At 63.8% G+C, this 12,490-nt stretch carries 16 protein-coding genes; 11 read left to right on the top strand and 5 right to left on the bottom strand.

The annotated features are described in order from the left end of the window. Positions 1 to 29 precede the first annotated feature (29 nt). Positions 30 to 569, bottom strand: a complete 540-nt coding sequence (locus EB233_RS05025) for a protease inhibitor Inh/omp19 family protein (RefSeq protein WP_064991014.1) — start codon at positions 567 to 569, stop codon at positions 30 to 32. A gap of 282 nt (positions 570 to 851) precedes the next feature. Here EB233_RS05025 and EB233_RS05020 point away from each other — a divergent pair, with 282 nt between their 5' ends. The 10 genes from EB233_RS05020 to EB233_RS04975 all read left to right on the top strand — a co-directional run bounded on the left by EB233_RS05020 (position 852) and on the right by EB233_RS04975 (position 9,508). Further along, positions 852 to 1,856, top strand: coding sequence for an MBL fold metallo-hydrolase (locus EB233_RS05020; RefSeq protein WP_064991013.1), 1,005 nt, complete (start codon positions 852 to 854; stop codon positions 1,854 to 1,856). Between the two features lie 75 nt (positions 1,857 to 1,931). Continuing rightward, positions 1,932 to 2,498 (top strand): hypothetical protein, encoded by a 567-nt coding sequence (locus tag EB233_RS05015; protein WP_064991012.1) that lies wholly within the window; start codon positions 1,932 to 1,934, stop codon positions 2,496 to 2,498. 95 nt (positions 2,499 to 2,593) lie between these two features. Next, complete coding sequence (locus EB233_RS05010) at positions 2,594 to 2,755, top strand: DUF1328 family protein (RefSeq protein WP_010912345.1); 162 nt, start codon at positions 2,594 to 2,596, stop codon at positions 2,753 to 2,755. A gap of 122 nt (positions 2,756 to 2,877) precedes the next feature. After that, the gene (locus EB233_RS05005; RefSeq protein ID WP_064991239.1) at positions 2,878 to 3,315 is read left to right on the top strand and encodes a VOC family protein; all 438 of its coding nucleotides are present in this window, start codon (positions 2,878 to 2,880) and stop codon (positions 3,313 to 3,315) included. Between the two features lie 73 nt (positions 3,316 to 3,388). Then, entirely contained in the window at positions 3,389 to 4,273 is an 885-nt protein-coding gene (gene dapF / locus EB233_RS05000) for a diaminopimelate epimerase (protein WP_064991011.1), read from the top strand. Next, a complete protein-coding gene (gene mtaB / locus EB233_RS04995; protein ID WP_064991010.1) occupies positions 4,273 to 5,613 on the top strand; it encodes a tRNA (N(6)-L-threonylcarbamoyladenosine(37)-C(2))-methylthiotransferase MtaB in 1,341 nt (446 codons plus the stop codon). Before dapF ends, mtaB begins: the two co-directional genes overlap by 1 nt. A gap of 12 nt (positions 5,614 to 5,625) precedes the next feature. Further along, positions 5,626 to 7,428 carry a signal recognition particle-docking protein FtsY gene (gene ftsY, locus EB233_RS04990; RefSeq protein ID WP_064991009.1) on the top strand — a complete coding sequence of 601 codons (1,803 nt, stop codon included), beginning with the start codon at positions 5,626 to 5,628 and terminating at the stop codon, positions 7,426 to 7,428. A gap of 45 nt (positions 7,429 to 7,473) precedes the next feature. Then, complete coding sequence (locus EB233_RS04985) at positions 7,474 to 8,148, top strand: septation protein A (RefSeq protein ID WP_064991008.1); 675 nt, start codon at positions 7,474 to 7,476, stop codon at positions 8,146 to 8,148. 76 nt (positions 8,149 to 8,224) lie between these two features. Continuing rightward, positions 8,225 to 8,845, top strand: a complete 621-nt coding sequence (locus EB233_RS04980) for a pyridoxamine 5'-phosphate oxidase family protein (RefSeq protein ID WP_064991007.1) — start codon at positions 8,225 to 8,227, stop codon at positions 8,843 to 8,845. Between the two features lie 117 nt (positions 8,846 to 8,962). Beyond that, positions 8,963 to 9,508, top strand: coding sequence for an NADPH-dependent FMN reductase (locus EB233_RS04975; protein WP_064991006.1), 546 nt, complete (start codon positions 8,963 to 8,965; stop codon positions 9,506 to 9,508). A gap of 204 nt (positions 9,509 to 9,712) precedes the next feature. Here the strand turns inward: EB233_RS04975 and EB233_RS04970 are convergent, their stop codons facing one another. Both EB233_RS04970 and EB233_RS04965 read right to left on the bottom strand, forming a co-directional pair. Further along, positions 9,713 to 9,919: a tautomerase family protein gene (locus EB233_RS04970; protein ID WP_013892236.1), complete on the bottom strand. Its 207-nt coding sequence runs from the start codon at positions 9,917 to 9,919 to the stop codon at positions 9,713 to 9,715. Between the two features lie 179 nt (positions 9,920 to 10,098). Further along, positions 10,099 to 11,019 (bottom strand): SMP-30/gluconolactonase/LRE family protein, encoded by a 921-nt coding sequence (locus EB233_RS04965; RefSeq protein ID WP_064991005.1) that lies wholly within the window; start codon positions 11,017 to 11,019, stop codon positions 10,099 to 10,101. Between the two features lie 293 nt (positions 11,020 to 11,312). Between EB233_RS04965 and EB233_RS04960 the strand changes: the two genes are divergently transcribed. After that, positions 11,313 to 11,477 carry a hypothetical protein gene (locus tag EB233_RS04960; RefSeq protein ID WP_081294228.1) on the top strand — a complete coding sequence of 55 codons (165 nt, stop codon included), beginning with the start codon at positions 11,313 to 11,315 and terminating at the stop codon, positions 11,475 to 11,477. Positions 11,478 to 11,643: 166 nt separating this feature from the next. Here the strand turns inward: EB233_RS04960 and EB233_RS04955 are convergent, their stop codons facing one another. Both EB233_RS04955 and ccmD read right to left on the bottom strand, forming a co-directional pair. Continuing rightward, complete coding sequence (locus EB233_RS04955; protein ID WP_027055158.1) at positions 11,644 to 12,222, bottom strand: DsbE family thiol:disulfide interchange protein; 579 nt, start codon at positions 12,220 to 12,222, stop codon at positions 11,644 to 11,646. Continuing rightward, positions 12,219 to 12,389 carry a heme exporter protein CcmD gene (gene ccmD, locus EB233_RS04950; protein ID WP_027055159.1) on the bottom strand — a complete coding sequence of 57 codons (171 nt, stop codon included), beginning with the start codon at positions 12,387 to 12,389 and terminating at the stop codon, positions 12,219 to 12,221. The genes EB233_RS04955 and ccmD overlap by 4 nt, the downstream gene beginning before the upstream one ends. Positions 12,390 to 12,490 lie beyond the last annotated feature (101 nt).

Below are 12,490 nucleotides of genomic sequence, written 5' to 3'. Positions count from 1 at the left end.
GGCATCACCTGAATATCTGCATACCTAGCCTACCTTGTAAGCGAAATCGGCTGACCGTTGGAAGTCTGGCCGTCGAATTTGGAGCCGCCCGAGGAATAGAGCCGGGCCAGCGAGCCGCCATTCTCATCATAAAGCGTCAGCTGCTTGCCAGCGACGTTCCAGGACTTGATGCCGTCGATAGGCGCCGGGCAGTGCAGCGGTCCGGCGCGGAAGCCGGCGCCGAACTTGGTCTGCGGCGTCGCGATCTTGCAGCTCTGGCCGGAAACGCTGGCATTCCAGACGCCGGCGACGCTTGCCGCGCTGAGATCCGAGGCACCGGCGGGCGCCGAGCCGTCTGGCGGCAGGGACGCGACCTGTGTGTTTGCCGGCGCGGTCGGGAATTGCGACGGATCGGTGGCGCCGGGCGAAGCTGGTGGCGGCAGCTGGTTGGAACTCACCTGGCCGGCCGGAGCAGCCGGCAGCGGTGCCGGCTGCTGGTCGTCCATCGACGAGAAGCGTGAGGTTGAGCAGCCGCTCGCAACGAGCGCAGCCAGCGATACGGCCACCAGGCCGCTTTTCGAAAAATTCATTCCAACCTCCGTCGGATCCGGCTGGGGGGGAAGCCGTCCGCGCAATATCGCCTCCACCAAGATGGAGAAGGTGGCGAAATTTCAACCCGATATGGTTAAAATTGGGTTTGCGGCAAGATTTGTTGCAAATTTATCGCAATCTCGGCGTGCCTGATCTCCCCGTCGCTCAAGTCCGTGGATGTCGACCGCTGCGGCGCCCGCTTCCGCATTCGCCTCGCGGATGCTTGCGCCAACCGGCGCAAGGCCTATGTCTAGGAGCCGAAATCCGCTGGAGCACAGACCTTGCCCGCGAGCAAAAGAGCCGCCAACCGCTATTACAGCGGCCCGCCCAGCGACCATTTCGACGGCGCCTTGTTCTTCAATCCCGGCGGCCAACTGCCCGGCCGCTTCACCGATCTGCTGAAATGGCAGTTCAACGGCCAGCGCTCGAAATGGCCGGCCGCCAATCCGAGCCCTTTCGCGCGGGCAAGGCCTGCCGCCCGGGTCGACGGCGCCGGCCTCACCATAACCATGGTTGGTCACTCGACGCTGCTGGTCCAGACCGCCGGGCTGAACATCCTCACCGATCCGGTCTGGTCGCAACGCACCTCGCCGTTTTCCTTCGTCGGGCCAAAGCGCGCCAACGCGCCGGGCATCGCCTTCGACGACCTGCCGCAGATCGACCTCGTTCTGGTCAGCCACAATCACTATGACCATCTCGACCTCGCCACGCTGAAGCGGCTGAAGGAAAAACACGATCCGCTGGTGGTGACGCCGCTTGGCAACGACACCATCATCGCCGCCGCCGTGCCAGGCATGCGTCTGGCGGCGCATGATTGGGGCGACAGGGTCGAGGTCGGCGCCCACTCTGCTATCCATGTCGAGCCGGCGCATCACTGGTCGGCGCGCGGCGGCCGCGATCGGCGCATGGCACTGTGGGCCGGCTTTGTTATCGAGACACCGGGCGGAAAGATCTATTTCGCCGGCGATACCGGCTTCCACGACGGCATCAACTACCGGCTGATGGCCGAGAAGCATGGCGGCTTCCGCTTCGCCATCCTGCCGATCGGCGCCTACGAGCCACGCTGGTTCATGGCGCCGCAGCACCAGAATCCGGAAGAAGCCGTGCAAGGCATGAAGCTGTGCGGGGCTGCCTTGGCCGCCGGCTGCCACTGGGGCACTTTTCAGCTCACTGACGAACCGATGGACGAGCCGGTGCGCAAGCTGGCCGGTGCGCTTGAGGCGGAAGGCCTGCCGCAAGAGTGCTTTCGCGCCTTGCAGCCGGGAGAGGTGTGGGACGTGCCTTGAGTTCCGGCAAGGTTTGACGTTTACCCCAGGGCGGTTTTCGCCCACCATGGGGTATCACGGAACGGAGAGGCGCTTATGAAATCGATCCTGGCTGCGCTGCTTGCCGCGGCAATCTCGACCTCGGTCGCCCATGCCGGCGACATCGCCGATCGCGCCGCCGACGCCGAAAAGGCGCTGCAGGCGGGTGACGGTGCCGCGGCGCTGGAGAAATTCCGCGGTGCCGAGGAGGCGCTTTGGAAGGCAATGCCGCTTGCCGTGATGAATGTCAGGCAGGTCGATTCGGCCAGCGGCTTCGGCATCTACAGCGAGCGGGCCAATCACATTTACAAGGCCGGCGAGAAGGTGGTGCTCTATATGGAACCGGTCGGCTATGGCTATGGCTCGGACGGCCTCGGCAACAGCCAGATCGGGCTTTCCGTCGACCTCACCGTGCTTTCCGAGGCGGGCGAGAAACTCGGCACATTCGAGAAGATCGGCAGCGTTCAGGTCGCGTCCCGCTCGCACAATCGCGAGCTGTTCTTCAAGCTGGATCTGTCCCTCGATGGCTTGCCGGCTGGCAAATACCGGTGCGACTTCCTCATGCACGACCAGAATTCCAGCAAGACGGCGCCATTCAGCACGGACATCGAGATCGCCGGATAATTCGCCGCTGGCACGCGTCGCGGCCAGTGGGAACCCAAGCCCGACAGAAACGTTTTGATGCGGTTTCAAGATCTATCGGCTTGCGAGGCATTCCCATGATCAAATGGATCATCATTCTTCTGATCGTCGCCGCCGCGGCGAGCCTTCTAGGCATGCCGGCATTGGCCGGAGCCGCCGCCACCGGCGCGCGCATCCTCATCGGCATCGTTCTGGTCATCTTCCTGCTGGTGGTGCTTGGCATTTTCGCGGTGACGTAAGCCCGGTGCCTTTACGTCCGACCGTTTGGCAATAGTGGCGGTTTGAGGCCGTCCATGGTTCAAGCTTCCGATGTGGGCGATAACGTAACGGCCGGATGGCCACCATCTTGGAGATTGCGATCATGGCGCTCAAGCGCATGGACAACGTGGGAATCGTTGTCGAGGACCTCGAAGCTACGATCGATTTCTTCCTCGAACTCGGCCTTGAGCTCGAAGGGCGTGCGACGATCGAAGGCGAATGGGCGGGGCGTGTCACTGGACTGGGCGATCAGCATGTCGAGGTCGCCATGATGCGCACTCCGGACGGCCACAGCCGGCTCGAACTCTCTCGCTTCCTCAGGCCGGCTGTCATCGCCGATCACCGGAACGCGCCGGTCAACGCCTTGGGCTACCTTCGCGCGATGTTCACCGTGGACAATGTCGACGATACGCTGGAAAGGCTGGGCACGCGCGGCGCCGAACTCGTGGGCGAAGTCGTCCAGTACAAAGACGTGTATCGGCTCTGCTATATCCGTGGGCCTGGAGGGCTTCTCATCGGACTTGCCCAGGAACTCGGCTGAACCGACGCCGGACTGGTAATTCCCGCCCGTTTCCGCCATATAGCGCCAAACGGACATGGAATGTCGCGGAGCCATGGCAAGCACTGCCCCTTTCGCCAAGATGAACGGCATCGGCAACGAGATCATCGTAGCCGATATGCGCGGCCGTGCCGACAAGGTGACGGCGGCGGCGGCCCTTGCGTTGAATGCCGATGCCGCGACCCGCTTCGACCAGATCATGGCGATACATGATGCGAAGACGCCGGGTACCGCCTATTATGTCGACATTCTTAATTCCGACGGCACCGGCGCGCAGGCCTGCGGCAACGGCATGCGCTGCGTCGTCCAGGCGCTCGCCGCCGAGACCGGCCAGAAGACTTTTACTTTCGAGACCCGTGCCGGCATCCTCAACGCCCGCGAACATGCCGACGGCACGATCTCGGTCGACATGGGCATTCCGCATTTCGGCTGGCAAGAGATTCCGCTGGCCGAGGAGTTCCGCGACACCCGCATGATCGAATTGCAAATCGGCCCCATCGATGCGCCGGTGCTGCATTCGCCTTCCGCCGTCTCGATGGGCAACCCGCACGCCATCTTTTGGGTCGACCGCGACGTCTGGTCGTATGAACTCGAACGTTTCGGCCCGCTGCTCGAAAACCACCCGATCTTCCCCGAGCGCGCCAACATCACCATTGCCCAGGTGACGTCCCCCGAGAGCATGATCATCCGCACCTGGGAGCGTGGCGCCGGCCTGACCAAGGCCTGCGGCTCGGCAGCCTGCGCATCGGTAGTGGCCGCAGCCCGCACCAGGCGGACCGGCCGCAGCGTCAGCCTTCTGACCCCCGGCGGCGGCACGCTGCATGTCGAATGGCGCGACGACGACCACGTCATCCTGACCGGCGCCGCCGAATGGGAATTTTCGGGCAGTTTTGATCCCTCGACCGGAACATGGGCCCGTGACACCGAAAGCGCGGCCTGATGTCGGTTGCTCTGTCCAAGAGCCCGGACTTCGACGGCTCTCGTTCCGGGGCCTCCAGCCGCATTGACGTGGTGACCTTCGGCTGCCGGCTGAACACCTATGAATCCGAAGTGATGCGGCGTGAAGCCGAAAGCGCCGGGCTCGGCGCGCTGCAAGGCGGCGCCGTCATCTTCAACACCTGCGCCGTCACCGGCGAAGCCGTGCGCCAGGCCAGGCAGGCGATCCGCAAGGCGCGCCGCGACAACCCTGAGGCGCGCATCATCGTCACCGGCTGCGCCGCCCAGACCGAGCCCGAAAAATTCGCCTCCATGGATGAAGTCGACCTCGTGCTGGGCAATGAGGAGAAGCTGAAGGCAAACGCCTATCGCGCTCTGCCGGATTTCGGCGTCAACGACACCGAGAAGGCCCGCGTCAACGACATCTTTTCCGTGCGCGAGACCGCCGGCCACATGGTCGACGCCATCGAGGGTCGCGCCCGCGCCTTCGTCCAGGTGCAGAATGGCTGCGACCACCGCTGCACCTTCTGCATCATCCCTTACGGCCGCGGCAATTCGCGTTCGGTGCCGATGGGCGCCGTGATCGAGCAGGTCAAGCGGCTGGCCGGCAACGGCTACGCAGAGATCGTGCTGACCGGCGTCGACATGACGTCCTTTGGCGCTGACCTGCCGGGCGCGCCGAAACTTGGTAAACTGGTGAAAACCATTCTCAGGCAGGTGCCTGACGTAAAGCGGCTGCGGCTGTCCTCCATCGATTCGATCGAGGCCGATGACGATTTGCTCGACGCCATCGCCACCGAACCCAGGCTGATGCCGCATTTGCATCTGTCGCTGCAGTCAGGCGACGACATGATCCTGAAGCGCATGAAACGCCGGCATCTGCGCGACCAGTCGATCCGCTTCTGCGAGGATGTGCGCAAATTGCGTCCTGCGATCGTTTTCGGCGCCGACATCATCGCCGGCTTCCCGACCGAGACCGACGCCATGTTCGAGAACTCGATAAGAATAGTCGAGGAGTGCGGCCTGACCCATCTCCATGTCTTCCCATTCAGCCCGCGCGAAGGCACGCCCGCCGCGCGCATGCCGCAGCTGCGCCGCGAAGTGGTCAAGCAACGCGCCGCTCGGCTGCGCGCCGCCGGCGAAGCCGCGTATGTCAGCCATCTGTCCTCGCTTGCCGGCACCCGCCAGTCGATCCTGATCGAGCGTGACGGCCTTGGCCGCACCGAAGGCTTCACGCTTGCCGCACTTGTCGTCGGCGCGCCGGGCGAAATCGTCGAAGCGACAATTACCGGCCACGATGGCGCCAGGCTGATCGCAGCCCCCCTTGCCGCCCGCGCCGCCTGAGAAACGCAAAGCATGGCTGGTTTTTTCAAGAAGATATTTTCGTTCGGCAAGAAAGAGGTTGTCGAGGAGCAGATCGACGAGACCGCGCCGCTGCCGCCGATCAAATGGGACCAGCTCGATGCGCTGAAGCCGGCGGCCGAGCAGGTTGTTCCGGAGTTCTTGAAACGCGAGGAGCCACAGCCCGCGGCGAAGGTAGCGCTGGCGCCCGCCGAGCAGGAGGTCGCCCTTTCACCCGAACCGGCACCTGTCGAGGAGCCGGTGCCAGAGCCCGCACCGACCATTCCGTCGGAGCCGGAACCGCTGCCGGTCCCCGTGCCGGAAGAAGAACCGGCACCCGCTCCAGCGATCCCGGAACCGCCGGCGCCCGAGGAGATTCCGCTTCCTCCGGCCGCTCCGGAGCCCAAGCCCGAACCGCTGCCGCAAGAAGTCCCTGCTCCCACGCCGGAAGAGCCAGAGATCGCGCCGCGTCCCGAAAGGCAGCCGGAACCGGCGCCGATCGAAGTGCCGGCTCCGCCTGTCGAGATTCCGGTTGAGCAGCCTGCGCCGGCCGAAGTACCGCTGCCGCCGTCGCCTTCCGTGCAACCAACTTTGGAGGCCGGCGCCGCCCCTCATCCGGCTGCCGCCACCTTCTCCCCTTATAGGGACGGGGCGGAGGAAGAAGTTCCGGCGCCCGCGCCCGAGCCGGAAGCCCCGGCTGCCGAAATCGCGCCACCCATCCGCCAGCCGGCGCCGGTCGAGCCGCAGCCCGTCATTGCCGAGATCGCGCCCGAGCCGCAGGCTGTCCCGCAACCGGCGCCCCAAGCCTCGGCGGAGCCGAAACCCGTTCCGGGCAAGGTGACCGTTAGCAAGAAAGTCGAGCAGAAGGCCGAGCCGGCGAAAGCGCCGGAGCCGGCGCCGCGGCGCTCCTGGTTCCAGCGCATGCGCGACGGGCTTGCCCGTTCGTCGCGCGAGCTCACCGGCAACATCGCCGGCGTCTTCACCAAGCGCAAGCTGGACGAGGACACGCTGCAGGACCTGGAGGACGTGCTGATCCGCGCCGATCTCGGCGTCGAAACGGCACTGCGCGTCACCGATTCGCTCGCTTCCAGCCGCTATGGCAAGGATGTCTCGGATTCGGAAGTCCGGGCTGTCATGGCGGCGGAGGTGGAGAAAGTGTTGACCCCGGTCGCAAGGCCGCTCGAGCTCGATCTCTCACACAAGCCGCATGTCATCCTGGTGGTCGGCGTCAACGGCACCGGCAAGACCACCACCATCGGCAAGCTGGCGGCAAAACTGACCGATGGTGGCCTGTCGGTGATGCTCGCCGCCGGCGACACCTTCCGCGCTGCCGCGATCGAGCAATTGAAGATCTGGGGCGAGCGCACGAAATCGCCTGTCATCGCCTCCAAGCTCGGCGCCGATGCCGCCGGCCTCGCCTATGATGCCTTCGAGAAGGCCAGGGAAGCCGGCTCCGACGTGCTGATCATCGACACCGCCGGCCGCCTGCAGAACAAGACCGAATTGATGGCCGAACTGGAAAAGATCGTACGCGTGCTCGGCAAGCTCGATCCGGAAGCGCCGCACACCGTGCTGCAGACGGTCGACGCCACCACCGGCCAGAACGCGCTCAACCAGGTCGAGATCTTCCGCAACATCGCCGGGGTCAACGGCCTTGTGATGACCAAGCTGGACGGCACGGCGCGCGGCGGTATTCTGGTGGCGATCGCGGCAAAGCACAAACTGCCGGTCTATTTCATCGGCGTCGGCGAACAGGTCGACGACCTCGAGCCTTTCTCGGCAAGCGAATTCGCCAGGGCGATCGCTGGAATGGCGTAACGGCGTGATCCCCTTTGACCGGGATCGTGCGTAAGAAGGAAGATCATGAACCCACCCATTCTCGAACGCGATCCGTCCGACCCGCAGAAAGAGAAGAAGGAAGGCGTCAACCCCGTGCTCAAGCTGGTGCTGGAGCTCGGGCCGCTACTGGTCTTCTTCTTTGCCAATGCGCGCGGCGAGTGGCTGGTGCAGAAATTCCCTGTCCTGGGCGAATTCGGCGGTCCGATCTTCGTTGCCACCGGGCTGTTCATGGCCGCCACGGCCATCGCGCTGATCGCCTCGTGGCTGCTGACGCGCACGCTGCCGATCATGCCGATGGTGTCGGGCGTCGTCGTCTTCATCTTCGGCGCGCTGACGCTCTATCTGCAGGACGACATCTTCATCAAGATGAAGCCGACCATCGTCAACACGCTGTTTGGCGGCGTGCTGCTCGGCGGCCTGTTCTTCGGTAGGTCGCTGCTCGGCTATGTCTTCGATTCCGCCTTCAAGCTGGATGCCGAAGGCTGGCGGAAACTCACCTTCCGCTGGGGCCTGTTCTTTATCTTCCTGGCCGTCGTCAACGAAGTGGTGTGGCGCAATTTTTCTACCGATGCCTGGGTTACCTTCAAGGTTTGGGGCATCATGCCGATCACGCTTTTGTTCACCTTCAGCCAGATGCCGCTGATCCTGCGCCATTCGCTGGACGACAAGGCAGGCGGGGAAGAGAAGGCCGGCAAGTAGGGTCTGCAAAAGCAATTCCAGGAAAGTGTGTAGCGGTTTTCCCACAGGAATTGCGTCAAAACCAAAGGGGAGAGCCATGGAATTCGTCACCACGCGCGAGGAATTGCGGACGATCTACAAGACGCCGCGCCCGACCGATGGCTCGATCCGCAAGGAGTTGACGGCGCTCGACGGCCATTGCCGCTCCTTCATCGGCAAGAGCCCTTTCGTGCTGATCGGCTCCTCTGACCGCGAAGGCAATGCCGACGTGACGCCCAAGGGCGACAAGCCCGGCTTCGCCGCCATTCTTGACGACCGGACCATCGCCATTCCCGACCGGCCCGGCAACAACCGGCTGGACACGCTGGAAAACATCCTGCGCAATCCCTCGGTCGGCCTGCTCTTCCTCATCCCCGGCATGAACGAGACGCTGCGCGTCAATGGCGATGCCCGCATCACCGTCGACGCCACCTTGCGCGAGCGCCTGGCCGTCGACGGCAAGGAGCCGCAAAGTGTCATCGTCGTCGCCGTCAAGGCCGCCTACATGCATTGCGCCAAGGCCTTCATGCGCTCCGATTTGTGGAAGCCCGACACCTGGTACGACCGCGCGACGCTGCCGACGCTCGGCCAGATCCTGCGGGACCAACTGGCGCTGGCCGATTCGGCCGAGGCCACCGACCGCTGGCTGGACGGGGAATACAAACAGACCATGTGGTAGGCTCGGAGCAATTCCGAGAAAAGTGTGAAATGGTTGTCCCGGAAAAGCGCGTAGCGTTTTGCCTCGGAATTGCGTCAAAACAAATAGACGGCGATTCGTCCTGACTGGGTCCATACCTTGCTGAACATCCTTGCCATCTCCGGCAGCCTGCGGGCAGCCTCCACCAATTCGGCCCTGGTCGCGGCGCTGGCCCGCAATGCGCCTTCAGGCTGCAGCGTCACCGTCTATGACGGCCTCGGCCACGTGCCCATCTTCAACCCCGACGATGAGGGCGAGCGGACGCCGCATGAGGCCGCCGCGCTGATCGACGCGGTGACGCGGTCCGACGGCATCGTCGTCTCCTGCCCCGAATATGCCCATGGCGTGCCAGGCGGGCTGAAGAACGCGCTCGACTGGCTGGTCTCGCGCGACGCCGCCATCGCCAAGCCGGCCATGCTGGCACACGCCTCGCCGCGCTCGCTGTTCGCCCGTGCCGCCCTTGCCGAGATCATGCGGACCATGTCGTTCGCGCTTTGCGAGGGCGAGCTGGAGATTGCGCTGCTGGGGAAGAAGCCGCCGGAGGTGGAGATGATTCTAGGGGAGGAAGCGAACCAGCAGGCCATGCGGGAAGCACTGCAGGGCTTTGTGAGTTTTATACGCGCAAACGCAACTTCGTCATCCTAGGGCGGAGCAGCCGCGAAGCGACGCGGCGCAGACCCCTGGAGCTGCTCCGCAGCCCAAGGGATCCATGCCGTGACCCTAAAGCGTTGCAACGGTTACAGATTCTGCGCCGCTGTGCTTGACGTCAGAGACCACGGCATGGATCCTCGGGGCAAGCCCGAGGAGGACTAAAAAAGGGAGCGCCCGAACCCCAAACGTGCCGGCGACCTACCCCTTACGCAACGTCTCGACATCGGTCTTGCCGACATACCAGTCGCGGGCATTGACCTCCTCGAAGACCACCCAGACATCGTCATTGCCGAGGCCGGTGGCGTCCATGATCGCCGCCGTGACCTTCTTGGCGATGTCAGCCTTCTTGCCGGCCGGATCGGCGGCGATCACTTCCTTGACGATGCGGATGTTGACGAATGGCATGACGTCCTCCCCTTCAAATAGCTAACACCGGCAAGAGACCGTTTCGAAATTCGCTCTGGCGAGTCATATGGTGGTGGTTTCGAGAACCGGAGCGCAGCGGACATTCGGGTCCGTGAGCACCGGAAGCGCAGAAAACGCCATCAGATGGCCGCCAGAGTAGAATTTCCAAACGGTCTCACTCAAAAAGTCTTGGCCCCGTTGACCATCAGCCGCACCGAGTAGAGCGAGGTGGTGCCGGCGATGTAGAGACAGTTCAGCTTGGCCCCGCCGAACACGCAATTGGCGGTCACCTCCGGCACCTTGACCTTGCCGATCAGCGTCCCGTCAGGATCGTAGCAATGGATGCCGTCGGCGGCGCTGGTCCAGATGCGCCCGTCGGCGTCGAGCCGGAAGCCGTCGAACAGGCCTGACGTGCAGTCGGCGAACACTTTTTCGCCGGACACCTTCTTGCCGTGCTTGCCGACATGGAACACCCGCATATGCGCCGGGTTCTCGGCGCCATGGGTACGGCCGGTGTCCACGACATAGAGCAGGCTCTCGTCGACCGAGAAGGCAAGCCCGTTGGGCCTCACCATGTCGGTGATGACAGCCTCGATCTCGCCGCTATCGGGATCGACCCGGTAGACATGACAGGCGCCGATCTCGCTCTCGGCCTTGTCGCCCTCATAGTCGGTGTCGATGCCGTAGGTCGGGTCGGTGAACCAGATCGAGCCATCGGACTTCACCACCGCGTCGTTGGGCGAGTTCAGGCGCTTGCCTTTCCATTTGGCGGCGATGGTGGTGACCGAGCCGTCATGCTCGGTGCGGCTGACGCGGCGGCCAGAATGCTCGCAAGTCACCAGCCGGCCCTGCCGGTCGACGGTGTTGCCGTTGGAATTGCCCGAGGGTTGGCGGAAGACGCTGACGCTGCCGTCGGTCTCGTCGTAGCGCAGCATGCGGTTGTTCGGAATGTCGGACCAGACCACGTAACGGCCGGCGGCGAACCAGGCCGGTCCTTCCGCCCAGCGGCATCCGGTGAACAGCTTGTCCACCTGCGCGTTGCCGTTGAACAGGCGCGCGAAGCGCGGATCGAGAATCTCATAATAGTCTGCGGCCGCCATGCATTTCCTCCCGGCATCACGTGACGCCGGATCAAGCCAGCCCGCGATCGATCTGGCAAGACGGGGCCTTCGCAATTTGTATGACAAAACAGAGAGGAAGCGCCGCCCGCCCTGGTTCAGCGGTGCTCGCTTGGGCGCGAAGCGCTTTAGGACGCCATTAACCGGCTATGCGTCCAGTGCAATGGTGCATTGCAACATCTTCTTTTTGCAACGCACCATTACTATGTCATGCTTCGAACTGATCAAGGGAGGAACAACCAGCCGCGAAAATGCGGTGCAAAAGGGAACTCGCTATGATCTCCGACCTCATGACCCGCGCTCGCAACAGCATCGCCAAGCGCAAGCACTACAACCGCCTCGTCGCCGAAATCGACAGCTTCACCAGCCGTGATCTGGCCGACATGCGCGCCGACCGCTCGGAAATGCTCTACCAGATCCACAAGCAGATCTACGGCTGAGCCCTACCGCGCTTCGTAATCCTCGGGCTCGACCCGAGGATCGCGGCGAAGAGTCCCTAATCCTGAACCGCCTTGCCTGTCACGACTGTCGCGGCATGGATTCTAGGGTCTGCGCGGCGTCGCTTCGCTCCTTGCTTCGCCCTAGAATGACGAAGAAGGGCTGCGCCTAACCCGGCGCCGCCAACGCCTTCTCGATCTGCGGCAACAGCAAATCCCGCGCCGACTCCGCCGTCAGCGGGCCGACATGCTTGTAGGCGATCTTGCCGTCCTTGCCGATGACGAAGGTTTCCGGCACGCCATAGACGCCCCAGTCGATCGCCGTGCTGCCTGCTTCGTCGACGCCGATCGCCTGGAACGGATTGCCGAGGTCGCCGAGGAATCGGCGGGCATTTTCCGGACGATCCTTATAGTTCAGTGCCGCCATCACGAACCGTTTGTCCTGCGACAGCGCCAGAAGCACCGGGTGCTCTTCGCGGCATGGCGCGCACCATGACGCAAACACATTGACCAGCGTGACCTTGCCGGCAAAGGCTTTCGAAGCGAGCCCGGGCAGGTTCGACCCCTCCAGCGCCGGCAGATTGGTCTGCGGCGCCGGCAGGCCGATCAGCGCCGACGGCACTTCCGAGACATCGCGGCCGGACAGCAGTTGCGACAGGAACAGGCCGGCAAGGCCGAGAAAGATCAGCAGCGGCAGCAGCACGAACAGGCGGCGGCTGGGTGGTGGCGTTTCGGTTTCGCTGCTCACGGCTTCGCACCCGTCTTGTCGGAACGCCGCCGCACCCCGGCGGCTTCAAGCTCGGCAAGCTCGCGCTTGCGCGCCCGCTGGTCGACCAGGATCCAGCCGATCAGCCCGGCCAGCACGATCGCGGTGATGCCGTAAGCAGCGGTGACATAGAGCGCATGAGCACTCATGCGAGGCACCCCACATCGCCTTCCGCTGTTGCTTCGCCGTGATTGATCATGGCCTTCCTTAGCTTCACGCCACAGGCTGCGCAATCGGACGCCGCGTCGCG

The organism is Mesorhizobium erdmanii (assembly GCF_013170725.1).
Taxonomy (GTDB): Bacteria; Pseudomonadota; Alphaproteobacteria; order Rhizobiales; family Rhizobiaceae; genus Mesorhizobium; species Mesorhizobium erdmanii.
Note: the sequence above shows the minus strand (reverse complement) of the source record. Positions and strands in the feature narration are given on the sequence as shown.